Origin of the sequence: Corynebacterium sp. 11A, assembly GCF_008930935.1 — a bacterium.
In the GTDB taxonomy this organism is placed as follows: Bacteria; Actinomycetota; Actinomycetes; order Mycobacteriales; family Mycobacteriaceae; genus Corynebacterium; species Corynebacterium megadyptis.
On record NZ_PQMR01000015.1, the window covers coordinates 25,605 to 47,016 of the forward strand.

A 21,412-nucleotide genomic window follows, 5' to 3' on the forward strand; every position below is an offset into this window, starting at 1 on the left:
CATATGGAAAGCCACATCCATTTAGGGGTAATCCTCTCAGGTTCTGTGCGCATTTCGGGCGAAATGACTCATAACAACCCTCTTGAGAACTACTCTAAGTAGGGTAAGCATTTCCTTTCGCAGTAAGTGCTTCACGGAAGCTGCCTTGCGCCGCCCCCAGCCCCATTGACGTGGGGAAATGCGGGATCGGACATCACCGCAGAGAGCCCATGAGGTGTTGGCGAGCGGCTTCACACCCGTTTTTCTTCACTCACACATGGAAAGCTGGTACCGCTGTGTCTACCCCAGTTACTCACGAGTCGAGCGCCCACGCACCGGCAGCCGACGCTGAGGCTCCCCCCGCCTCAGCGTGGCGCCGTCAGGCCTTCGGCCTCATTTTGGGCGTCGTGCTTGCGCTGATCGTTTACTATCTCTTCCCAGAATCCGCGGCCGACACCGTGAACAAGGCCTATCCGGATACCGAGGAGCCCTATACCTATCAGGCGCTCCGCACCACCGCCGCTGGTGCCGTGCTCATGGGCGCATGGTGGATGACGGAAGCCATCCCGCTGGCCGCCACCGCCTTGGTGCCGCTCGCGCTATTCCCCTTGGCGCAGCTGGTGGATTTCGGTGATGTCTCTGGCCAGTACGGTAACCCCACCATCTTCCTGTTTATGGGTGGATTCATCCTAGCTCTCGGCATGCAGCGCTGGAATTTGCACAGGCGCCTCGCGCTCAGCGTCGTGCTGCTGGTGGGCACCAAGCCCAAGCAGCTCATCGCCGGCTTCATGATCGCCACCGGCTTCCTCTCCATGTGGGTGTCCAATACCGCCACCGCCGTGGTGATGTTGCCCATCGGTGTATCCGTGCTGGCGCTTACCGCCGAACAGGTCGGCGGCCAAGATAAACAGAAGAAGTTCGCCACGGCGCTGATGCTCGCCATCGCCTACTCGGCCTCGATTGGTTCCTTGGGCACCATCATCGGTACCCCGCCAAACGCCCTTCTGGTCGGTTACATGTCCGATAACCATGACGTGCACATCGGCTTCGGGCAGTGGATGATGGTCGGCGTGCCGCTGGCCGCCGTGTTCTCGGCCATCGCTTGGTTCGTGCTCGTCAGCGTGTTCAAGCCGGAGATCAAGGACATTCCCGGCGGGCGCGAGCTGATCCGTAATGAGATCAAAGCCATGGGCCCGATGTGCCGCGGCGAAAAGTATGTGGGCCTGATCTTCCTGCTGACCGCCCTGTCCTGGATCTTCATTCCCATCATCATCCGCATTAGCGGCTCCGCACTTAACATTGCCGACGCCGCCATCGGTATGACTGCAGCGCTTCTACTGTTCATCATCCCCGCCAATGCAAAAACCGGAGTGCGCCTCATCGACTGGGAGACTGCTAAGGAACTCCCCTGGGATGTGCTGCTGCTCTTCGGTGGCGGCCTCGCACTGTCCAAGATGTTCTCTGTCTCCGGACTATCGCTGTGGATTGGTGAGCTCGCCCGCGGCCTCGACGTGCTGCCCACCATCCTGTTCATCTTCGTCATTTCTGCCGTGGTGCTCATCCTCACCGAGTTCACCTCGAACACCGCTACGGCTGCGGCCTTCTTGCCCATCTTGGGCGGTGTGGCCGTGGGTATCGGCCTTACCAGCATCGGCGGAGAAGAGAACGTCCTACTGCTCACCATCCCAGTGGCATTGGCTGCCACCTGTGCCTTCATGCTGCCGGTAGCGACCCCGCCGAACGCCATCGCCTTCGGTTCCGGCTATGTGCGCATCGGCGAGATGGTCAAGGGTGGTATTGGGCTGAACATCATTGGTCTCTTCCTGATCACCGCCACCGTCTATCTCCTCGCGGTGCCCGTGTTCAACCTCGTGCTGCCCTAGCTAGCTAGGGCAGCACGAGGTTAAGGCTGCACGGTGCTGGATGCTCCGTGCAGCAGGCTTAGCGGCCAGAAAGAAGCCGGCAAAAAGCCTCATGAGCAGGCAACTTGCCGGTTTCTTTGCTGGGGGTGTAATGTATTTTCTCGTTGCACAGAACTGATAGAGATTATCAGTGACGTGGACTGCGCCCGTAGCTCAACGGATAGAGCATCTGACTACGGATCAGAAGGTTAGGGGTTCGAATCCCTTCGGGCGCACCAACGGAAACCCAGTTCATCTACATGATGGACTGGGTTTTCTGGCGTCTTAGGGCGGTCGCGGACGGGGGATCTGCTGGCCCACAGTGCTCTGCGGGCCCGCGACGTCGCCGCCGTGGCCGCTAGTCCTCGCTAGGCAACGGTGCGGGGGCCTCGAGCAGCTCGATGCGAGCGCCGAGGTTTTCGGCATGAATGAGCTGCTGCACCCATGCGGCGCTACCTGGCTGGATGCGCAGCACCGGGCGGGAACTAATCTGCGTGGAGTTATTCGGGGTGGAATTACTACGCGCCTCAAAGCGCACGCGCGAGCGATACCCGAAATCCACCAGCTCGCCAATATTCGGCGCGGAGGTGGTGAGATGGGTGCGGGCGTCGTTAAGCAACTCCAGCGCCTCATCCAAGGCGGTGAGCACTGCCTCGTGATTGGTCTCGCACATAGCGCGCACCAGCGAGGGCGCCGAGCTGGCTACGCGGGTGCCATCGCGGAAGGAACCGGCGGCCAGCGATAGAGCAAGAGGGCCGCCATTATCGCCGACCACGGCGAGGGCCTCAGCGAGAAGGTGGGGCACATGCGAGATACGCGCTACCGCGGAATCGTGGTGACCGCTCCGAGCCGGGATGACCTCCGCCCCCACCTTGCTGGCCATGCGCACGCAATCCACCCACAGCCGCAGCCAGTCCTTATCCACAGACTCGGGGTGGTCTGCTGCGTAGTCGAACGTAATGACCCACGCGGCACCCTTGAAGAGGTCATCGTGGGCGGCCGACCAGCCAGAATCGGCGGTTCCAGCCATGGGGTGCCCGCCCACATAGCGGCTCTCCATGTCGCGGGTGCGAACCTCGGCGAGCACAGCAGATTTCACACTCACTACATCGGTAATGCCGCACGACGGGGCGTAGGCGTCGATGGCGTCGAGCATGGTGCCGATCGCCGGCATTGGCACCGCCAACACAATCAATGCGTTTTCCTGTTCAGCGCGTTCGAGGGTGGGCTCGAGCTGTGAGGAGACGTCATAGCCCTCATCTTGGGCCGTAGACACGGCGGAGGGGGAGCGGTTAAAGCCAAAGCAGGCGTGGCCAGCGCGGTGTAGATCGCGCAGCAAAGAGCCGCCGATCAGTCCGAGCCCGAGGATGCAGACGGGACGAGAAATGTTATGCGGGATCATCCGACAAGTGTGGCACAAAACGACTACGGTTACGTGGTATGAGTGCCGATCGCGTCGACTTTTCTGTGGTGGTTACCCTCAACAACGGCCAATGGCAGGTGCAGCGCTACAAAGATGACTTTGACAGCCTAGACACCTCCATCGCCGCCGTGCGTAGCCTCCGCGCGGAAGGCCCAGCCTTCGCCCTGCTGTGCAGCGAGGACGATTATTTCATCATCGTCCGGCCCACTCCTTCGCGAGTGTTCGCCCTGCTGTCCGACGCCACTTACGCCCTTGACGATGACCTCGCCGAGGACGTCCTCAACGAACTCGGCATTGACCTGCCTGATCTGGACGAGGACGAGCTCGATGACGTTGACCCATGGGCCGAGGGCGACTTCACCATTTTGGAGGACGTCGGCCTGTCCGAGCAGGTGATGGACGTGATCCTCGACGATGACGAGCTCTGGCCCTCCGAAGCAGTGATGAAGATCGCTGAAGAGCTCGGTTTCGAGGAACAACTCGCCGATGCCACCGGCCTCGAGCTCTCCTAGGGGCGTGCTGCCCGAGCCGCAGTACCTTAAGCAGGCCCGCGCGCTCATGCGTCGCGCCCTCGAGGTGGCTGCGGATACGCCCGTCGGGGACGTCCCCGTGGGCGCGGTGATTGTGGATCCGCGAGGCCGAGAGGTGGCGCGGGCAACGAATCGTCGAGAAGCCGATGCCGACCCCACCGCCCACGCCGAGGTGCTCGCTATCCGCGCAGCCGTCCAGCAGCTCGGCGATGGCTGGCGGCTCGAGGACTGCACTCTCGTCGTCACTCTCGAGCCCTGTGCCATGTGCGCCGGCGCAGCCATCGGAGCCAGGGTGGGGCGCATTATCTTCGGAGCCTACGAGCCCAAAACTGGGGCCTGCGGATCCGTCTATGACATCCCTTTAGATCCGCTCACCGTGCACCATCCAGAGCTTATTGGGGGCATATTGCGAGAAGAATGCGAGCGGCTTATGCAGGGGTTTTTCCGTAACCTACGCAATGGTGGGTAACAATTGGGTCTCAAAAGCAACCCGACGTGGCGCGAGAGGGATTTCACACCTATTGTCGGTGATTGATAAACGTTCACCAACGGAAGGAGACTCTATGTCTGACTTTGAAAACGCAAAGGACGATCTCGTAGGCAAGGCCAAGGAAGGCTTCGGCGAGGCTACCGGCAACGACGACGTCAAGAACGAGGGCAAGGCCGATCAGGTTAAGTCCGAGGTCAAGGACAAGGTTGAGGAAGCCGGCGAGGCCATCAAGGACAAGGCCAACGAGGTTTTCGGTAAGTTCAAGAACTAAAAAGAGCGCACCGGCGCCGCTGAATCAGTAGCGCCATGGTGATTAACCCGATCCGCTGCGCGCGGCCACTGCACAACGGTGCTGCGCCAGCGGATTTGGTGTATCTACGCACCCGCCCGTAACCTATTACGCGGTGGCGTGTCCGAGCGGCCGAAGGTGCTCGCCTCGAAAGCGAGTGTAGGGTAATCCCCTACCGAGGGTTCAAATCCCTCCGCCACCGCGCGATAAAGCTCCCGAGAGATCCTGTGCAGGATAACTCGGGAGCTTTTCTCTGTCTGCCGTGCATTCGCCCGAGATCAGGCTCTGGGGTTGGGCCTAGGGCGGGATTATGCCAGCTCACACGGGGTAGTGCTGCAGGGATAATGGGGTGGCCGGTGGCAGCTGGGAGAGCGGGGTGGATCGCTTAACGCCCGTGTGTGGGTGATATTGGCCCCACTCGGCCCTAACTGGTTATAAACACTATCCCCACGGGCTATATCCAGGTAGGCTGAAAAGTGACATTAAGCCACGTGATTGGGAAGGCGATACACGATGAGCAAAGAGCAAATTATTGTTGCTGCCGTAGATGGCTCGGAGGCCTCCAAGACCGCCGTGCGCTGGGCCGCTAACACCGCTATGAAGCGCGGCGAGCCCCTTCGTCTGGCCGCAAGCTATGCCATGCCTCAGTTCCTCTACGCAGAGGGTATGGTACCGCCGCAGGAGCTTTTCGACGACCTGCAAAAGGAAACTCTCGAGAAGATCGAAGAAGCTCGTGCGATTGCACACGAGGTAGCACCTGATATCAAGATCGGCCACACCATCGCTGAGGGCTCGCCCATTGACATGCTGTTGGAGATGTCTAAGGACGTCACCATGATCGTCATGGGCTCCCGCGGCTTGGGCGGTCTGTCCGGCATGGTCATGGGTTCGGTTTCTGCCGCGGTGGTCAGCCACTCCTACAACCCAGTCGTGGTGGTCCGTGAGGACAGCCAAGTGCTGGATTCCACCAAGTACGGCCCCGTGGTTGTCGGTGTGGATGGCTCGGGAGTCTCGGAAAAAGCCACCGCCTACGCTTTCGCTGAGGCGGATGCCCGCGGCGCTGAGCTGAACGCTGTGCACACTTGGATGGATATGCAGGTGCAAACCTCCCTTGCTGGACTCGCCGCTGCTCAGCAGCAGTGGGCGAGCGTGGAGCGAGAGCAGGCAGAAATGCTGGACGAGCGTCTGGCTCCCTTCATCGAGCGCTACCCGAACGTGAAGGTGAACAAGATCGTTACCCGCGATCGCCCGGTACGCGCGCTGGTGGACGCCGCCGAAGGCGCCCAGCTGCTGGTGGTCGGTTCGCATGGCCGCGGCGGCTTCAAGGGCATGCTGCTCGGTTCCACCTCGCGGGCCCTGCTGCAGTCCGCCCCGTGCCCGATGATGGTGGTCCGCCCAGATTCCGATCCTGAATAAAGCCAAACCTAAGATTAAGGTTTGGACAAGATTTGAGTGCGGAATGTCCTGTGGCTAGCTTTTAGAGTTTCTGCTCTGTAAAACGGGTAGGAGCACCATACAACCTATGTATGAAAAAAATATTGATGTTCGCACAAGGCGGGCATCGCTAAGAAAGGACATAACATGCTTGGACTTGGATTCTTCGGATGGATCATTATCGGCGGCCTCGCAGGCTGGGTTGCCTCTAAGATCATGGGCACCGATGCCCAGATGGGCATTGGCATGAACATTCTCGTCGGCGTTGCCGGCGGCCTCATTGGTGGCCTGATTCTCGGCCTCGCCCTGGACGTGGAGTCCGGCGGCTGGTGGTTCAGCTTCTTCACCTGCTTGCTGGGCGCTGTGCTCCTCCTGTGGGTCGTGGGCAAGATCAAGAAGAACTAGTTGATCCCTCGCACAGCCTCCTCGCAGAGGATGTGACAGCGAGATCACGCTTATAAAGCCGTCGGGATGAACCCGGCGGCTTTTCTCATGCGCTGAGGGCTGAAGGTGCGCCCCGTAGAGCGCGCCCAGCGCTGGGCAGATTCACGCTGTCGCCGATTCGCTACCACGGCCCGCCACAAACACGATATGCTGCTAGGAGAGACATAAAACAGACCGGTGCGTCTATATCGCGCAGGGGGGCGCTCGGCGCGCTGGAACCTCTCGTGTGGCACACAGTAAGGAAGGGTGAGCGGAGAAAGCGATGGCAGCAGCAAAAGGTGCAGGAACCAAGAAGCCTGGTCGGGCACGGCGCAAGAATCGCCCGAGCCCACGGGAGCGGCTTCTCGCCAGCGCCACTGCGCTTTTTACCACCGAGGGTATCCGCGTGATTGGCATCGATCGAGTCCTCCGCGAAGCAGATGTGGCCAAGGCAAGCCTGTACTCCCTTTTTGGCTCAAAAGACGCCCTTGTGATCGCCTATCTTGAGGCCCTCGACCAGGACTGGAGGACTGACTGGGAAGAGCGCGTTGCCGATCTCGAGGACCCCGAGAAGAAAATCCTCGCGTTTTTTACGAAGGTCATCGAGGACGAACCAGGTAAAGACTTCCGCGGTTCCCACTTTCAAAATGCCGCTAGCGAGTATCCCCGACCCGAAAATGAATCCGAGCAGGGCATCATCAACGCCGCTCTAACCCATCGGAAATGGTTGCAGGAGACCATGACTGCGCTACTGACCGAGAAAAACGGCTACCCCAGCGAGTCCCTAGCCAACCAATTGCTCATCTTCCTCGACGGCGGCCTCGCCGGGGCGAAGCTCACTCACGATATCGCGCCGCTCCTCACTGCCCGCGATCTGGCGAAGCAATTGCTCGGTGCGCCGCCCGCCGACTACGCCATTTAGTGCTTATCGACGTCTAACTCTGCCGCGGTTTCCGCGGCTTATTCACATCGGCCATGCGGTGCCGCCCGTGATGGGGCTTCAGGTGCCGCATCACACGCTGCTTGGGGCCGGTGGCTGTATCCTTACGCCGCAAAACATGCGAGGAGGGCTCTGCCCGCCGCATGGGGCGCTGCGCCGGTGCAGTCGCGTTCGACTCCTGCTGCGGCGCTACAGACTGTGCGGGCGTGTCCGCTGCGCGGGTGATCTCCGCCATGGCGGGTACCGTGCGTGGCGCCTGCCGGCGGGTGCTGGCAGTGGGTGCGCCCATCGTCTCCTCGTCGAGCCGCAGCGTGATCATCCGTGGCTTCGATTTCTGGGGAGGCGTCGGCTTCTGCTCCTTTTGCCCCTGCTGCTCAGCGTCTGTGGTGGCGGCTGCTGGCGGCGGTAGCGGCTCGCCGCGCTTGAGGGCCCGCTTGTGTTCTTTCTTCGCAGTGCGGAGCGCCTTGGCGGCCTGCTTGGCTTGGGCCTTGGCTTTGGCTACCGCCTCGTCATAGGCTTTGCCCCGCTCTTCGATCATGGCGATCTCTTTGTGCAGCTGTGCCCGCTTGGATTTACCAGCGGTGATGCATTGCAGCCGGCGGCGTCGCACGCCCCATTTCCGTTGCCGGAAAAAGGCTTTCTTCTTGCGATAGTTGTCGCGCCCCTGGTCGCGGTGTGCGATGAACTCCTCGCTCAGCGGGTAGCGGTAGTGCATGATCGCCATAGTGGTCATGGACTGGGTGAGCGTCCACAGGTTATTGCCAAACCAGTAGATGGCGATGGCCACGGGGAAGGGGCCGAGCAGACCGAAGTAGATGGGAAAGATGGCCGCCATAAACATGAAGGGCAGCATGAACTTCTGCATCTTCACCGCGCTCGGGGAGTTGAAGTCCAAGGTGAAGTAGTTTCGGATCGAGGCAGTGACCATGTTGATCGTGGTGAACACGGAAGCGCAGATCACCAGCGGCAGCACGAAGCGAAAAACTTGGTCGTGGCTGGTGTTGAGTAGGGCAAACTGCTCATCAGACATAGCCACGTAGGAGGCGATGGGAACATCGCGGATACGTACCTGCAAAAAGCTCGCCATCTCCTCGGAGCTGAGCATGCCGATAGGCGGGTGGTGGGCAGACTCGATGCCATCGGAGGGCCGCGCCATGCGCAGCATGAGCCGGTAGAGGCCAATGAATACGGGGATCTGGATGAGCGCTGGCACGCATCCGGCCGTGGCCGAGTACTGATTCTCCTTGTAGAGCTGCTTGCGTTTGCGCTTTTGCTCTTTGAGTTTGACGGGATCGGTTACCAGCCCGTATTCCTTGCGCAGCGCCGCGAGCTGGGGGCGCAGCTTATAGGACATGCGGCTGTTCTTCTGTTGTTTCCAGAAGAAGGGGAAGATGGAGAGTCGGACGGTGATAATCAGGCCGAAGATGGTGAATAGCCAGGCGCGGGATTCGTTCAACCCGAGCCCATCATGAAGCAGGATATGCCAGAGCTTCATTACCCCAGACACGGGGAATACGAGAGCATCAACCATCGAATTCTCCTACTGATAATAAGTATAAAATCTCCCTCATAACTCTATAGGCTTGCCAGTGTGTTCCCACCCCAGGACTGCAGGTGAGGTCGATGAGTTGTCTAAAAACACATCCTATGTCTGCTGCTCATCCGCTCACTATCGCTCTGGAGGCGCAGTGTGAATAGTGCTCTCCTTGACACTCTGGCTTAAAATGTCCATCTATGAGCGCCCCTGTCCCTGAATCTGGAAGGCCAGCGCGGGCTTCCCGCCGGCCCCGCCCCGGTTGTCACCGTGCCCCGAGCTCTCACGGCCCCGGTGTCGTGCAGATCCTTGGTGAGCTGTTACTGACCATCGGTGTCCTGATCCTGCTCTTTGCTTACTACGAGGCCTATTGGACCAATCTCGAAGCGGGCAAGAAGCAGGCTGCTGCCAATGAAGAGCTGGATCACCAGTGGTCGAATCCGCGTCAGAAGAAGGTGCCCGAACTGGGCGATGCCTTCGCGCGCATGTATGTACCGAGTTTCGGCTCGGACTATCATTTCGCCATTCTGGAAGGCACCGACGATCACACGTTGCTCTCGGGTCCGGGCCGCTATACCGAGACCGAGATGCCCGGCGAGGCTGGCAACTTCGCCATCGCGGGCCACCGCGTGGGCAAGGGCGCGCCATTTAACGATCTCGGCAAGCTCAATACCTGTGATGCCGTGGTGGTGGAGACCCAGGACACGTGGGAGGTCTATCGGGTGCTGCCGATGGGTGACGGTGATCAGCGCACGGACTGCTTCACCCCAGAGCAACGACAGCGCATCGCTTCGGGCGACTATCACTCGGTATATGGTCGCACCATCACTACCCCGACTAACGTCTCAGTTCTTGAGACCATCCCTGGGGTGACGGATGATGACCCAGCTGCCCTTAATGCCGAGGCGCTGATGACCATGACTACCTGTCACCCGCAATTTTCTAATGCAGAGCGCATGATTATTCACGCCATGCACGTGGCCCACTACGATAAACAGGGCGGATTCACTCCGCCGGAGCTGGAGGAACGCTAAATGTATGGATGGATCTGGCGCTTGCTGCCCGGCCCGTGGCCGGTGAAGCTTATTTTGCTCATCGCTCTTCTCGTCGGCGTGTTCTTCCTCTTGATGAACCTAGTGTTCCCGATGATCTCGCCGCTGTTGCCGTATAACGACGTATCCGTTTAAGCCCTAAAGCCCGAGATCAGAGATGACTTGCTCCGCAATCGACTCGGGCTTGATGGTTTGTTCCTGATCGCTGAACACCACCACGCTGGTGGTGCCCTTCGCTACCGCGTACACCGAGTACCCTTCTAGCCCGGACGTACCGAGGCTGCCGCGCCCGCCCTGAAAACCGGCGGGTCGCTCGGCCGGCTCGGTGGAATTCACCGGCGCCGCCCAATCCACCACCTGGCGCGCGATGGCCTCATTTTCGTTATGTCGCACACTCACCAGCACCTGTGGATTATCCCCATAGGACCAAAAAACGCAGGCTGGGGGGTCAAAACGGGTGTCCAGGCCCTGATCGAGCACGCGCTGGCCATTAGTGTTGGCCACAAATTGTGTATCCAGATAGGGGCATTCCTCGCCTGTGCCACGGGGTACCTCGGGAAGAGTGTCCACTGCTAGGGTGGGCTGCACATCGCTTGTCGACGCCTCCTCGCTGCTGTCTTCCGCCGCATCGGGTTGTGGGCCTGGGACGGGAGAGGAATCGGTGCATCCTGCCAGACCAAGGGCCATAACGGTGCCGAATATAAGCGGGAGTTGGCGGAGGTGGCAAATAGTCACGGGGTCCATCCTTCGACTAGGGAGTGCGAATAAAAAAACTCAGCCCTCCACGTTACTGGGATCAGTACGGTGAGGGGGCTGAGTTGGACTCAGAGAGGAAAATCCACCTAAAACTCTACTTGGCGTGGGCCTCATAGTAGGCGTCGTAGACCTCTTGGGGGATTTTTCCGCGGGCGGCGACCTTGTAGCCATTGTCTTGCGCCCATTTGCGGATCTCGCGGGACTGGTTATTCCGCCCCGTCGCGGCGGTGGCCTTGCGGCGGCCGCGACCTGCCGCGCTCACGGCGCGACCTGCAGTCATGTACGGCTGCAGGTCCTGGCGGAACTTGGCGGCGTTCTCTGCCGACAAATCCAGCACATACTCGCGACCCTCGACGGCGAAGTGGACGATATGGACGGCGTCCTCTTCCAATGGGGTCTGATCGAGATCATCAAAATACTGGGTGACTTCTCTACGGGCCATGATTTTTCTATCTCTCCTCCAACGATTCTGCGTTTGCTGTCTTTGTTGTAGCTGTGTGCGGCGCGCTATGTATAGGGCATATCCGACACCGTTTGCTACCTATTGACAATAATACAAGAAGAATTGTCTTTGCAATTAATTTCGAGCAAAAAACACATTGCGTATATATTTTATATGAGAATGATGTCCATAATTACTGAGCGAAACCTAAACGGGATGCAGCTTTTTTATCGAAAAAATCGCCCACGCTGGTGCTCCTCGGTATGAGGGGGCCAGCGTGGGGCGTGTAGGAGGGTGAGTGCCGCGAGACGGGCGTTAAGACTTCAGCTTGGAATTGATCTCGTGCATGATCTGGTCGAGGTCGCGATTAATAGAGGAGTGGGAGCGACGGCGCTGCTCTACGGTCATAAATTCCGCGTTATCCACGGCTGCATCCAGCTCCTTCAGGCGATCCTCTACATCCATCACAAAACCACGGGGCAACGAGGACTTCTCCATGTTGGCGCTGATGCCCGCGATGCGGGCCTTGACGGCTGCGCCGTGGCCATTGAACTGTGCCAGCTGGTCCGGCGCGACTCCCAGCTTGCGGGAGCGCTGCTGAATACGCTGCTCCTTGAGCCAGGTGATACCGCGATAGACGAGCGGGAGCAGAAGCGGCGCCAAGGTGCGGGCGAAACCGGCATAACGCTGTGCGTTCTTTTTATTGAACTTGCCGGCCTTGAGCTTATTCAGCTCCTGCTGGGCGCGCTTACGCTCGTGCTTGCGCTTGTTCTTCATGCCCTTGCGATCGGCCTTGAGCAGGTTCTTTTCCTGCTTAGCTAGGAGCTTATCGCGCTTGTACTCCAGCTTTGCGGCCTCCTTGGCTTCCTTCTTGGCGCGCGCCTTAGCCGCCTTGATTTCGGCCTTGGACTTTAAGCGTGCCTTTCGGATTGTGCGGAACAAACCCATGCTGCACTCCTTGTTGCATTGAGCCCCACAGGTGTGGGACGTTGTCTTCTGCTGGTGAGAATACCGTGTCTCTTTATTCTGTGCCCAAGTCTACAGTGTGGTTTCTCAGATTCCTCGAACGGTGCGAGCGGCAGGTGGGTCGCGGATATGCCCCTGCTACTGATCGCTGACAATAATACGGCCCTTGGCGCCGCGCTCTGCGTCGATGAACTGGTGATTCACAAAAGTATAGGTTCCGGCCTCAGGGAAGCGGGCCTCCACAAATCCACCTTGGGCGGCCAACAGGCCTAGCGCCTGGCCGCCGCCACTGCCCGCGGCGTCGCGCAGCTGGTAGGCGCCCTCCTTATACATCGTGTGAAACTGGGTGCCCACAATATGGAAACTGCTGGCGATATTTGGCCCCGCATTGACTACCCAGAAACGTGCAGTCTGACCAGGTTGCATGGTCAGAGGCGCGGCCATATACGCGAACTCGAGGCCATTAAATACCGTGGCGTCGGGCTGCAGGGTTTGGAGTGCGGCCTCGTCTACCGGATGCTCCGCGGTGGTGTCGAGGCCATAGATCTCGGACTGGACCAGAATGTACTCGTGATCCACGGGCGCTAGATCGGGTGGGTCGATGATGACGGCGCCGAACATCCCAGCTGCTAGATGCAGCGACATGGGCGCGGTACCGCAGTGATAGAGCCAGGCCCCTGCGTGTTCGGCGCGGAAACGGTACAGCAGTTGCTCTCCTGGGGCGATATCGCGCATTACCTCGTCGGGGCTGACCATTCCGGCGTGAAAATCTAGGGAGTGGCTCATCGAGCCGTTGTTGATCAGGGTGATCTCAAAGATGTCGCCAACGCGACCGCGGAGGGTCGGCCCGCTCAGTCCGCCATTGAAGGTCCAGCGCCCACGAGTGCGGTCGTTAATGTGGAACTCCGTTTCGCTGACCTCTATGGTGTGGCGGTGCACCGTGGATGACGGCGCAGGGGCAAGCTCTGGGTCGGCGACCATGTCGGGGTCGATCTTCTCCGGCGGGGTGACTGCCGCAGCTGACGGGATGGCCTCGGGTGTGTGGGCGCCGAGGGGGGTTGCATCGCCATCGGCGGTGATCTGCAGGGTCATGCCCTGCAACCTATGTCCAGCGATCGAGCACCAGCCCTGCACCGGACCCGTAATCACCCCGGCGTCCAGCTGCACCGATTCGCCCGCCGGGATACGGCCGGTTGCCTGACCGGTGGCGAGCACCAGATCGTGGACCTGGGAGCTATCGGTGTTGTGCACAGTCAGGAGCAGGCGGTGCCCGCGCGGTACCGCGAGTGTTGCTGGGCTAAAGCGCATATCGTGTGCCTCCACGGTGAGTTCAGTGATGCCGCTGTGCTCCGCGGTGCCCATGCCGGAAGCCGGTGCGGGCGTTGGGGCAGAGGAGAGTGCGAAGAGGCTGCACAGCAGCGCCAGCACGGCGATTCCCGCCGTGATCTGATGCACCGGGGTGTGGGTGCGTGGAGCGGGGCCTTCGCGGGTGCCGGCCAGCACCGCCCGTTGGGCGCGCCGGGAACTCAGCAGCAGCGGCAAAAAGGCCGCGAGGGCACCGGTGGCCAGGATCGAGGCCGCCACTTTTAACCAGCTAGAGCTCAGCGGCAGCAACCAGATCAGCAGACCACCATTGAGCATGGTCCAGCGCAGCAGCCCCGCGGTTTGGAGCCGATACAGTCCAGTGCGGACTGGGGCTGGGCCACCGCCCAGCATGCTGGGAAGCAGGAAGGAAAGGGTACCGATCAGCAACTGGGCGGCGAAGCCCACGAGGAGCGCTAGGACGGGCATTTCGGGGGACTGGCCGCGCAGCAGACTGGCGCTGAGGAGGCCGGTGGAGCCAATGAGCCAGAGGGGAGCGGTGGCCAATCCCAGTGAGGAGAAGGTAATGCGATCGCGCGGGGCGGCGAGGACTGCGCGCATCACGGGAATCCAGCTGAGCCAACGTCCCAGCCAGCCGAGGGTGTAGATGGCCAGGCCCACGCCGACGAGCGGCAGAAGCTGCAGGCGCAGGCCACAGAGGGCAGCCACGATACCGCCGCCGAGGACACAGGCGATAGGACCATCGAAACGAAAAGAGCCTTGGGCTCGCCAGATGGTGGGGAAAAGCAGTGCGGCTGCGCCGGCCGCGGTCAGGCCGACGAAGCCAAAGACATTGGTGATCACGTGCCCGAGGATCGCGGTGGAGCCAGTTTTGGCGCTGATCGTGCTGAACTGCGCGAGGACGGTATCGAGCACGTCATAGGCAAAGACACCATGGGCCAGCACAAATAGCCACAGGGAGGGGCCAAAGCGCTGCGGTCGGCGGGTGCTGCGGCGTAGCAGGATGAGGTGGAGGGCATTAGCCAGCACGCTGAGGGCGACGATCGTGGCGCCTAGGCTTAGGACGGGGGCGTCCCAGTCCAGTGCCGGGGTGAGCAGCTGGCCGAGCAGCACGCCCACGATGCCGAGGTTTAACCCACCGATGATCCACGCCCGGGTGCGGAAGGTGGCCGGTGTGGGACGCAGGTGTAGCAGCTGGTCGCTGAACTGGCAGGACCAGATGAGAATGGAGTTGCTCAGAACGCCCAAGGTGAAGGTGTGAGTGAGCACCCACTGGTTATGGGGGATGAAGGGGTGCGCCACGGAGATTAAGACAAGCGCGATTAGCCACACCGTGGCGGGCAGCGCCCGCTGCCGGCCGCGGCGGCTTCGAGTATCGGCGCGGGTCGACGGAGTGGGCAGGGGGAGCACACCAGCATTCATAGCTACGAGTTTATCCGTGGAAAATGTGGCCTCCAATTAGGGGAGGGCTTATGGTTGGGGGCGTCGCGAAGCGAAAAAGAGCGTTCCTCCAATACCGAGGGTGAGTGTGCTCACCGCAGCCAAGCCGAGGATCAGCCCGGTCCAGCTGGTGGCGTCGAAAAGCAGCCCAGACAGCCAGCCGAACACGGAGGAGCCCAAGTAGTAGCAAGCCACGTACGTGCTGGAGGCCTCCGCGCGGTTCTCGACGGCGGTGTGGCCCACCCAGGCCGAGGCCGTGGAGTGGACGACGAAGAAGGCGGCGGTAAATACCAGGATCGCCGCGATGAGTACGCCCAATTGCGGGGTGAGGCACACCAGGAGCGCGATCAGGGACGTGCCAGCCCCGCATACTAGGGTGATGCCGGAGCCATATTTACTGCTCCACACCCCGGCCCGGGCCGAGGACCACGTGCCCGCCAAGTAGAGGAGGAAGACCACGCCAACCAATGCCTCGCTGAGGCCGAAATCATTGATGAGGACGAAGCCCACATAGTTATAGAGCGAGACGAAGACGCCCATGGCCAGCCCGGCGATGAGGAAGAGCCCCGCGAGGCGCGGGTTTTTCCAGTGCCCGGCCATGGCCTGCAACTCGCCACGGAAGCGGAGCTTCTTTGGTTGGAAGCGGCGCTGCGGGGGCAGGGCGATGATCGCAATGATCGCGCAGATGCCGGCGAAGAGCAGATTGGCCCCGAGCGCCCACCGCCACGTGGAGAGTTCCAGGACACCGGCGGGGATGAGGCGGCCGGAGAGTCCGCCGAGGGAGGTGCCGGCGATATAGACGCCAATCGCCTTCGCTAGCGCGTTGGGAGCGAGTTCTTCCGAGAGCAGCGCCATGGCCACTGCGGGCACACCGGCGATCATCGCCCCTTGGATACCGCGGCCGATAATCAGCCACGTGGCCGTCGGGGAGAAGGGGAGGAGCAGTCCGATGAGGATGCTGGCGATCAGCGAGATCGTCATGATCCGCCCCCGCCCAAAGCGCTCCGAGAGGATCGAGGCCGGTACTACGCACAGCGCCAGCGCGCCAGTGGTCGCGGAGACTGTGAGCGCACTGATCGTTGGGGTTATCTCGAAGGCGGTGGTTAGTCGCGGCAGCATCGCCTGTGTGCAGTAGAGGGTGTTGAAGGCCGCGAGACCCGCCGCGAGGGTCGCCCCCAGGACGCGGCGATAGTCAGGGTCGGTGCGCTCGAGGCCAGGCGGCAGCGTGGCAGCGGGGCCGCTGCTGGTGCCGTCCGCGGATGTGGGGCGGCTCGGGGGTGTGACGGACATGCACACCATGGTGCGCTAACAGCGATGATTAGTAAAATGTAGAAAAAAGAGAAGTTCTATGCATTTTCGGTATATAGCCTCGGGGAGGGTGTATGAGCTCTGTGAGTATCGAGGACCTGCGGGTATTTGTAGCCATCGCCCGCAATCAGCACATCACCGCCACCGCTGATGAGCTCGGCATGGCCCAGCCCACCGTGACACGCGTGCTCCAGCGCGTCGAACGCGAGGTGGGAGCCGAACTCTTTGAGCGCCGCGGCCGCACCCTCGTGATCAATACCCGCGGCGACACGCTGCGCCGCGCCGCGGAGAGCATCGTTGCGCGCTTCGATGCCACCCAATTGGATATTTCGCGGCTGCTCGACCCCGAACATGGCACCATCCGCCTCGACTTCATGCATTCACTGGGCACGTGGATGGTGCCGGATCTCATCCGCGATTATCGCCGCGCCCACCCAGGGGTGCATTTCGCCCTGCACCAAGGCCCCGCCTCGGGGCTGATCGAGCGGGTGCACGCAGATGAATCCGATCTGGCCCTAGTGGGACCGCAGCCCCGCGGTGTCGCCGTCGACGCCCTGCACTGGCGTCAGCTTTACCGGCAGCCCTTGGCGGTGGCTTGCCCCATCGGCCATCGCTTGGCCGCGGCTGGCTCGGCACCGATCACCATGGAGGAGGTGGACGGTCAGCCCTTTATTGCCACCAAGCGGGGCTATGGCACCCGCCAATTGCTCGATGATCTCGTGGCCGCCTCCGGTATCACCGCGCCGGTGGCCTTCGACTCCATGGAACTCTCCACCGTGGCCGGGTTGGTGAGCGCGGGGTTGGGAGTGGCGCTGCTGCCGATGAACGATCCTTATCTGACCGGCGGGACAGCCCAGCAGGGATTCGTGCTGCGCCCGCTGCGCCCAGCCTGCTATCGCGAGCTCGGCCTCGTGTGGCGCGCCACGGGGGAACTCACCCCTGCGGCGGAGCAGTTTCGACGCTGGGTGCTGGAGAAGATTCCACCCGCTGGCCAGCCCGAGTAGGCCACCGCCGCGGCGGGATGTGAGATTTCACCCGAATAACGGGCCCATCATTGGTCCTTAGACGGGGCGCGCGTAGCATAAGTAGCCACTGTATGTCCTCTACCGTCTTCAGAAAGGGCGGCTGATTCCCTATGACGACTGTCGCAGTAGTTGGCGCCACCGGCCAGGTCGGTCGCGTGATGCGCATCCTGCTCGAAGAACGCAACTTCCCGCTTGACGCTATCCGCTTCTTCGCCTCTAAGCGCTCCGCCGGCACCACCCTTACCTATGACGGTAAGGACGTGCAGGTCGAGGACCTCGCCGAGGCCACCGTGGAATCGCTGCAGGGCATCGACATCGCCTTGTTCTCTGCGGGTGGCTCCACCTCCAAGCAGTACGCCCCGCTCTTCGCCGAAGCCGGCGCCACCGTGGTGGATAACTCCTCCGCATGGCGCAAGGACGATGAGGTGCCGCTGATCGTCTCCGAGGTGAACCCGGAGGCCAAGAACGAGGTGCCCAAGGGCATCATCGCCAACCCGAACTGCACCACCATGGCCGCGATGCCGGTGCTCAAGCCGCTGCACGACAAGGCTGGGTTGAAGGTGCTGCACGTCTCCTCCTATCAGGCTGTTTCCGGCTCCGGCTTGGCCGGGGTACAGGCGCTGGCCGAGCAAACCCGGGCAGTGGAGGCCTCCGCCGAGCAGCTCGCCCTTGACGGCTCCGTGCTCAACCCCACCGATCTCGGCCCCTATGTGGCCCCGATCGCCTTCAACGCTGTGCCGCTGGCCGGCAACATGGTCGACGATGGCTCCCTCGAAACCGATGAGGAGCAGAAGCTGCGCAACGAGTCCCGCAAGATCCTCGGCATCCCCGAGCTGCGCGTCTCCGGCACCTGCGTGCGCATCCCCGTCTTTACTGGCCACACCCTGACCATCCACGCCCAGTTTGAGAACTCTCTCAGTGTGGAGGAGGCCAAGCAGCTGCTGGCCGATGCCCCCGGTGTGGAGCTGGTAGACGTGCCCACCCCGCTGGCCGCCGCCGGCACCGACCCCTCGCTCGTGGGTCGTATCCGGCAGGACCAGACCGTGGACGATAACAAGGGCCTGATCCTCGTGGTCTCCGGCGATAACCTGCGCAAGGGCGCGGCGCTGAACACCATCCAGATCGCCGAACTGTTGGTCTAAACGCCCACAGAGCCGCGCATAGCTCAGCCACCGACTCGCCACTAGGGCAGTCGGTGGCTGTGGTGTATCAGCGGGTAGGAAAGCTGGGCTAGCTCACCTTCACCGTCATGCCGATGGCGGCCCAATCCTCCGGCCCCACCGAATGCCCCGCCGAGTCTGGGCCCAGCAGCGCCGGCTCCACGCACACAAAGCGCTTCCAATCGCCCTGCTGCAGATCCCCGATGTTCTCATCGGCGGCCGCCCCCGGATTCCACACCACCACGTGATCGGTGCCCTGGGAGGTGATGGTCAGCGTGCGCGCACCATCGCTGATGGTGAAGGGAGAATACTGCTCGGTGGCGACGCGCTCGTCCGTGGCGGTGCCGTCGAAAAGCCAGCGGCGCTGCGCGCCTAGGACCTCCGTGCCGGTGACATCATCGACCAAAAAATAGGGGTGAAACGCAAGCTGGATGAGGCGGCGATACTCCGTGAGATTGTGCGCCCGCAGCATCAGCGCGAAACCCTGCTCGGTGTGCTGCGCGGAAAACCGCAGATCCCAGCCATCGTGGGTGCAGCGGGCGTCGATGCCGCCGGTGGTGTCCTGCACCTCCCACTGGATGCGCCGCGCCCAGCCGTGCTGCAGCTCATCGTGGCCCAGATCCTTCGAAAACCACGGCGCGATCACCGGAACCCCGCCCCGAATCGAACTATTCTCGCTGAAATCCGCCAGCTCTGACATGAACAGCAGTTCCCCGCTGGAGTGACGCGCGGACTCAAGATGGCCGCGCCCAGCCGGCATGGACAGACTCGTCTGAAGGCTCATAACCCCTCAGTTTAGCCCCATCCCAGCATGGCGATGCGTGCCGACGCCCACTGCCGCCGCAGCGGCTGAGCTGCCCCGCGCCGGGTGTACGGCGAGTAGCCACACAGCGGGGGAGAGAAGAAGGTAAACGGGTACACTTCCGTACCGTGGCTCTCTATCGCAAGTACCGTCCCGCGTCCTTCGCAGAAGTTGTCGGCCAAGAGCACGTCACCCAACCGCTGTCGGTGGCGCTCGACTCTGGCCGCATTAACCATGCCTATTTGTTCTCGGGGCCGCGGGGCTGCGGTAAAACCTCCTCCGCGCGCATCATGGCGCGCTCCTTAAACTGCGTAAACGGCCCCACCTCCACTCCCTGCGGGGTGTGCCCTTCATGCGTGTCCCTGGCCCCAGGTGGGCCCGGCAACCTCGATGTCACCGAACTCGACGCCGCCAGCCACCGCGGCGTGGACGATATGCGTGAGCTGCGCGATCGCGCCTACTACGCACCGGCAGAGTCCCGCTATCGGGTGTTCATCATCGACGAGGCGCACATGATCACCACCGAGGGCTCCAATGCGCTGCTGAAAATCGTGGAGGAGCCGCCGGAGCACCTCATTTTCATCTTCGCCACCACCGAGCCGGAAAAGGTGATCAGCACCATCCGCTCGCGTACCCACCACTATCCTTTCCGCCTGCTCACCCCCATGGCGATGCGCGGGCTGCTGGAACGCACCGTGGCGGCCGAGAACGCCCAAGTAGATGACGCCGTGTACCCGCTGGTGATCCGCTCAGGCGGTGGCTCCCCGCGCGACTCGCTGTCCATTCTGGACCAGCTGCTCGCCGGCGCCGGGCCGGAGGGACTGAGCTATGAGCAGGCCGTGCTGCTGCTAGGAGTGACCAATGATTCGCTTCTCGACGCCGCCGTGGAGGCCCTAGCCAGCGAAGATTACTCCGCCATGTTTGCCACCGTCGACGACGTGATCGAAGGCGGCTTCGAGCCCCGCCAATTCGCCCTCGACCTGCTCAACCGCCTGCGCGATCTCATGGTGGTGCGCACCGTGCACGACGCCATGAACCACGGGCTGGTGGATGTGCCCACTGGGCGCGAAGAGGTGCTGGCCGAGCAGGCCGGACGCTTCAGCCCAGAACAGCTGGCTCGCATGGCCGCGCTGACCAACGAGGGGCTCAGCGATATGCGTGGCGCCACCTCCGCGCGGCTCCTATTGGAGGTCATGTGCGCCAAGCTCATGCTGCCCGCCGCCACCGCGGGAAGCGCCGGCAGTGCCCTCGGCACCGCCGGCGGAGCCACAGCTGCGGCTGGGGCTGCTGCCGTGCCGCGCGGCGGCCAGAGCGAAGGCGAGGAGAAAAAGCCATCCCGACGCTTTGAGCGTAAATCCGTGCGCGAGCAGCGGGAACAACGGGAACGCGAGCAGCGGGAGCAGCAAGAGCAGCAGAAAGCAGAACAGAAGAAAGCCGCTCCCGCTGCAACCCCACGGGCTGCGGCCCCGCAGCAGCCCGAACCCACGCCTGTTGCACCGGAGCCCGCCGCTGAAGCCACCGCAGAGTCCACTGCCACGCCGGAGCGGGAAGAGCGCAGCGAGGAGGCGTCGACAAGCGCTACGGACACACAGCAGAGCATTGCCCAGCAGTGGCCGGAGATTCGCAGCGCGATCTTCAGCGCCAATGCGCGTACGGGCGTGATGATCGCCGAGGCCCAAGTACTGAAGGAGACCCCGGAGACGCTGCAGCTCGGCCACCACACGGGGGCGCTGGCGGCGCGGCTCTCCGCGCCCGAGCACGCCGCGGTGATTGCCCAGGCCGTCGAGCAGGTGACGGGCGCGACGGTGACAGTCAGCTGCGTGATCGGGACGCGCGCGCCGGCCCCTGCGGCCACGCCCACCGAGTCCGAGGACAGCGACGCAGACGAGGGGGAACCGGCCCGCCCCGCCCGACGTGCGCCCGGTGGCTGGGTGCCCCCGCAGCTACCTCCCGAGCCCGGCACCGCCGCGCCGGTGCGCGAACCGGAACCGGAAAAGAAGAAGGAGGCCCCGCCGCGGCGACGCTGGCAGGAAAGGGCAGCCCGCGGCAACCCTCATGCCCGGCCCGGGCAGCAACCCCCGCCGCCCGAGCCGGAGGAGCCGAGCGACTATAGCGACCGCGACCCCTACGCGGGCGAAGGACTCTTCCACATCCTCCGGGCTTTCCTCTACCGGCTGGGGCGGGGTGGGTGCAGG

Annotated in this window: 20 protein-coding genes and 2 tRNA genes; 14 read left to right on the forward strand and 8 right to left on the reverse strand. The window is 62.2% G+C overall.

All coding sequences use genetic code 11. The features are described 5' to 3' along the window. The first annotated feature begins 275 nt into the window (after positions 1–275). A complete protein-coding gene (locus GBB18_RS09835) occupies positions 276–1,862 on the forward strand; it encodes a DASS family sodium-coupled anion symporter (protein ID WP_151641551.1) in 1,587 nt (528 codons plus the stop codon). Positions 1,863–2,043: 181 nt separating this feature from the next. Then, positions 2,044–2,119, forward strand: a tRNA-Arg gene (locus tag GBB18_RS09840). Positions 2,120–2,238: 119 nt separating this feature from the next. Here the strand turns inward: GBB18_RS09840 and GBB18_RS09845 are convergent. Next, positions 2,239–3,282: a prephenate dehydrogenase gene (locus GBB18_RS09845; protein ID WP_151641552.1), complete on the reverse strand. Its 1,044-nt coding sequence runs from the start codon at positions 3,280–3,282 to the stop codon at positions 2,239–2,241. A gap of 38 nt (positions 3,283–3,320) precedes the next feature. Between GBB18_RS09845 and GBB18_RS09850 the strand changes: the two genes are divergently transcribed. From GBB18_RS09850 to GBB18_RS09880, 7 genes are all read left to right on the forward strand, one after another. Next, positions 3,321–3,815 carry a tRNA adenosine deaminase-associated protein gene (locus GBB18_RS09850; RefSeq protein WP_151641553.1) on the forward strand — a complete coding sequence of 165 codons (495 nt, stop codon included), beginning with the start codon at positions 3,321–3,323 and terminating at the stop codon, positions 3,813–3,815. After that, a complete protein-coding gene (locus tag GBB18_RS09855) occupies positions 3,790–4,302 on the forward strand; it encodes a nucleoside deaminase (RefSeq protein ID WP_151641554.1) in 513 nt (170 codons plus the stop codon). Before GBB18_RS09850 ends, GBB18_RS09855 begins: the two co-directional genes overlap by 26 nt. A 94-nt stretch (positions 4,303–4,396) precedes the next feature. Beyond that, positions 4,397–4,594, forward strand: coding sequence for a CsbD family protein (locus GBB18_RS09860; protein WP_151530398.1), 198 nt, complete (start codon positions 4,397–4,399; stop codon positions 4,592–4,594). 132 nt (positions 4,595–4,726) lie between these two features. Further along, positions 4,727–4,814, forward strand: a tRNA-Ser gene (locus tag GBB18_RS09865). A gap of 311 nt (positions 4,815–5,125) precedes the next feature. Next, positions 5,126–6,028 carry a universal stress protein gene (locus GBB18_RS09870; RefSeq protein ID WP_151530400.1) on the forward strand — a complete coding sequence of 301 codons (903 nt, stop codon included), beginning with the start codon at positions 5,126–5,128 and terminating at the stop codon, positions 6,026–6,028. A gap of 165 nt (positions 6,029–6,193) precedes the next feature. Continuing rightward, complete coding sequence (locus GBB18_RS09875) at positions 6,194–6,451, forward strand: GlsB/YeaQ/YmgE family stress response membrane protein (protein ID WP_151641555.1); 258 nt, start codon at positions 6,194–6,196, stop codon at positions 6,449–6,451. Between the two features lie 301 nt (positions 6,452–6,752). Continuing rightward, positions 6,753–7,391, forward strand: a complete 639-nt coding sequence (locus GBB18_RS09880) for a TetR/AcrR family transcriptional regulator (protein ID WP_151641556.1) — start codon at positions 6,753–6,755, stop codon at positions 7,389–7,391. 13 nt (positions 7,392–7,404) lie between these two features. Here GBB18_RS09880 and yidC read toward each other — a convergent pair whose 3' ends face one another. Further along, a complete protein-coding gene (yidC, locus tag GBB18_RS09885) occupies positions 7,405–8,940 on the reverse strand; it encodes a membrane protein insertase YidC (protein ID WP_151641557.1) in 1,536 nt (511 codons plus the stop codon). 203 nt (positions 8,941–9,143) lie between these two features. Here yidC and GBB18_RS09890 point away from each other — a divergent pair, with 203 nt between their 5' ends. Both GBB18_RS09890 and GBB18_RS10700 read left to right on the forward strand, forming a co-directional pair. Continuing rightward, the gene (locus tag GBB18_RS09890; protein WP_151641558.1) at positions 9,144–9,977 is read left to right on the forward strand and encodes a class E sortase; all 834 of its coding nucleotides are present in this window, start codon (positions 9,144–9,146) and stop codon (positions 9,975–9,977) included. Then, on the forward strand, positions 9,978–10,130 hold the full coding sequence (locus tag GBB18_RS10700; RefSeq protein WP_192796017.1) for a hypothetical protein: 153 nt from the start codon (positions 9,978–9,980) through the stop codon (positions 10,128–10,130). A 3-nt stretch (positions 10,131–10,133) separates the two neighbouring features. Here the strand turns inward: GBB18_RS10700 and GBB18_RS09895 are convergent, their stop codons facing one another. The 5 genes from GBB18_RS09895 to GBB18_RS09915 all read right to left on the reverse strand — a co-directional run bounded on the left by GBB18_RS09895 (position 10,134) and on the right by GBB18_RS09915 (position 16,212). Further along, positions 10,134–10,730, reverse strand: coding sequence for a DUF2020 domain-containing protein (locus tag GBB18_RS09895; RefSeq protein WP_225990283.1), 597 nt, complete (start codon positions 10,728–10,730; stop codon positions 10,134–10,136). Between the two features lie 115 nt (positions 10,731–10,845). Continuing rightward, positions 10,846–11,193, reverse strand: a complete 348-nt coding sequence (locus GBB18_RS09900; protein WP_151641559.1) for an Lsr2 family protein — start codon at positions 11,191–11,193, stop codon at positions 10,846–10,848. A gap of 315 nt (positions 11,194–11,508) precedes the next feature. Beyond that, positions 11,509–12,141: a DUF6474 family protein gene (locus GBB18_RS09905; RefSeq protein WP_151641560.1), complete on the reverse strand. Its 633-nt coding sequence runs from the start codon at positions 12,139–12,141 to the stop codon at positions 11,509–11,511. Between the two features lie 156 nt (positions 12,142–12,297). Then, entirely contained in the window at positions 12,298–14,904 is a 2,607-nt protein-coding gene (locus tag GBB18_RS09910; protein WP_151641561.1) for a multicopper oxidase domain-containing protein, read from the reverse strand. A 48-nt stretch (positions 14,905–14,952) separates the two neighbouring features. Then, complete coding sequence (locus GBB18_RS09915) at positions 14,953–16,212, reverse strand: MFS transporter (protein ID WP_151641562.1); 1,260 nt, start codon at positions 16,210–16,212, stop codon at positions 14,953–14,955. Positions 16,213–16,304: 92 nt separating this feature from the next. Here GBB18_RS09915 and GBB18_RS09920 point away from each other — a divergent pair, with 92 nt between their 5' ends. Continuing rightward, complete coding sequence (locus GBB18_RS09920) at positions 16,305–17,234, forward strand: LysR family transcriptional regulator (protein ID WP_151641563.1); 930 nt, start codon at positions 16,305–16,307, stop codon at positions 17,232–17,234. A gap of 131 nt (positions 17,235–17,365) precedes the next feature. Next, positions 17,366–18,397, forward strand: a complete 1,032-nt coding sequence (locus tag GBB18_RS09925) for an aspartate-semialdehyde dehydrogenase (protein ID WP_151641564.1) — start codon at positions 17,366–17,368, stop codon at positions 18,395–18,397. An 88-nt stretch (positions 18,398–18,485) separates the two neighbouring features. Here GBB18_RS09925 and GBB18_RS09930 read toward each other — a convergent pair whose 3' ends face one another. Further along, complete coding sequence (locus GBB18_RS09930) at positions 18,486–19,199, reverse strand: aldose epimerase (RefSeq protein WP_151550306.1); 714 nt, start codon at positions 19,197–19,199, stop codon at positions 18,486–18,488. A 146-nt stretch (positions 19,200–19,345) separates the two neighbouring features. On the opposite strand from GBB18_RS09930, the gene GBB18_RS09935 reads away from it, so the two are divergent. Then, positions 19,346–21,412 (forward strand): DNA polymerase III subunit gamma and tau (locus tag GBB18_RS09935; protein WP_151641565.1); only part of this gene is annotated, 2,067 nt, incomplete at its 3' end.

Coding starts and splice junctions, on each gene's coding strand:
- GBB18_RS09845 (WP_151641552.1), bottom strand. CDS start 3,282: ATGATCCCGCATAACATTTCTCGTCCCGTCTGCATCCTCGGGCTCGGA.
- GBB18_RS09850 (WP_151641553.1), top strand. CDS start 3,321: ATGAGTGCCGATCGCGTCGACTTTTCTGTGGTGGTTACCCTCAACAAC.
- GBB18_RS09855 (WP_151641554.1), top strand. CDS start 3,790: ATGCCACCGGCCTCGAGCTCTCCTAGGGGCGTGCTGCCCGAGCCGCAG.
- GBB18_RS09860 (WP_151530398.1), top strand. CDS start 4,397: ATGTCTGACTTTGAAAACGCAAAGGACGATCTCGTAGGCAAGGCCAAG.
- GBB18_RS09870 (WP_151530400.1), top strand. CDS start 5,126: ATGAGCAAAGAGCAAATTATTGTTGCTGCCGTAGATGGCTCGGAGGCC.
- GBB18_RS09875 (WP_151641555.1), top strand. CDS start 6,194: ATGCTTGGACTTGGATTCTTCGGATGGATCATTATCGGCGGCCTCGCA.
- GBB18_RS09880 (WP_151641556.1), top strand. CDS start 6,753: ATGGCAGCAGCAAAAGGTGCAGGAACCAAGAAGCCTGGTCGGGCACGG.
- yidC (WP_151641557.1), bottom strand. CDS start 8,940: ATGGTTGATGCTCTCGTATTCCCCGTGTCTGGGGTAATGAAGCTCTGG.
- GBB18_RS09890 (WP_151641558.1), top strand. CDS start 9,144: ATGAGCGCCCCTGTCCCTGAATCTGGAAGGCCAGCGCGGGCTTCCCGC.
- GBB18_RS10700 (WP_192796017.1), top strand. CDS start 9,978: ATGTATGGATGGATCTGGCGCTTGCTGCCCGGCCCGTGGCCGGTGAAG.
- GBB18_RS09900 (WP_151641559.1), bottom strand. CDS start 11,193: ATGGCCCGTAGAGAAGTCACCCAGTATTTTGATGATCTCGATCAGACC.
- GBB18_RS09905 (WP_151641560.1), bottom strand. CDS start 12,141: ATGGGTTTGTTCCGCACAATCCGAAAGGCACGCTTAAAGTCCAAGGCC.
- GBB18_RS09910 (WP_151641561.1), bottom strand. CDS start 14,904: ATGAATGCTGGTGTGCTCCCCCTGCCCACTCCGTCGACCCGCGCCGAT.
- GBB18_RS09915 (WP_151641562.1), bottom strand. CDS start 16,212: ATGTCCGTCACACCCCCGAGCCGCCCCACATCCGCGGACGGCACCAGC.
- GBB18_RS09920 (WP_151641563.1), top strand. CDS start 16,305: ATGAGCTCTGTGAGTATCGAGGACCTGCGGGTATTTGTAGCCATCGCC.
- GBB18_RS09925 (WP_151641564.1), top strand. CDS start 17,366: ATGACGACTGTCGCAGTAGTTGGCGCCACCGGCCAGGTCGGTCGCGTG.
- GBB18_RS09930 (WP_151550306.1), bottom strand. CDS start 19,199: ATGAGCCTTCAGACGAGTCTGTCCATGCCGGCTGGGCGCGGCCATCTT.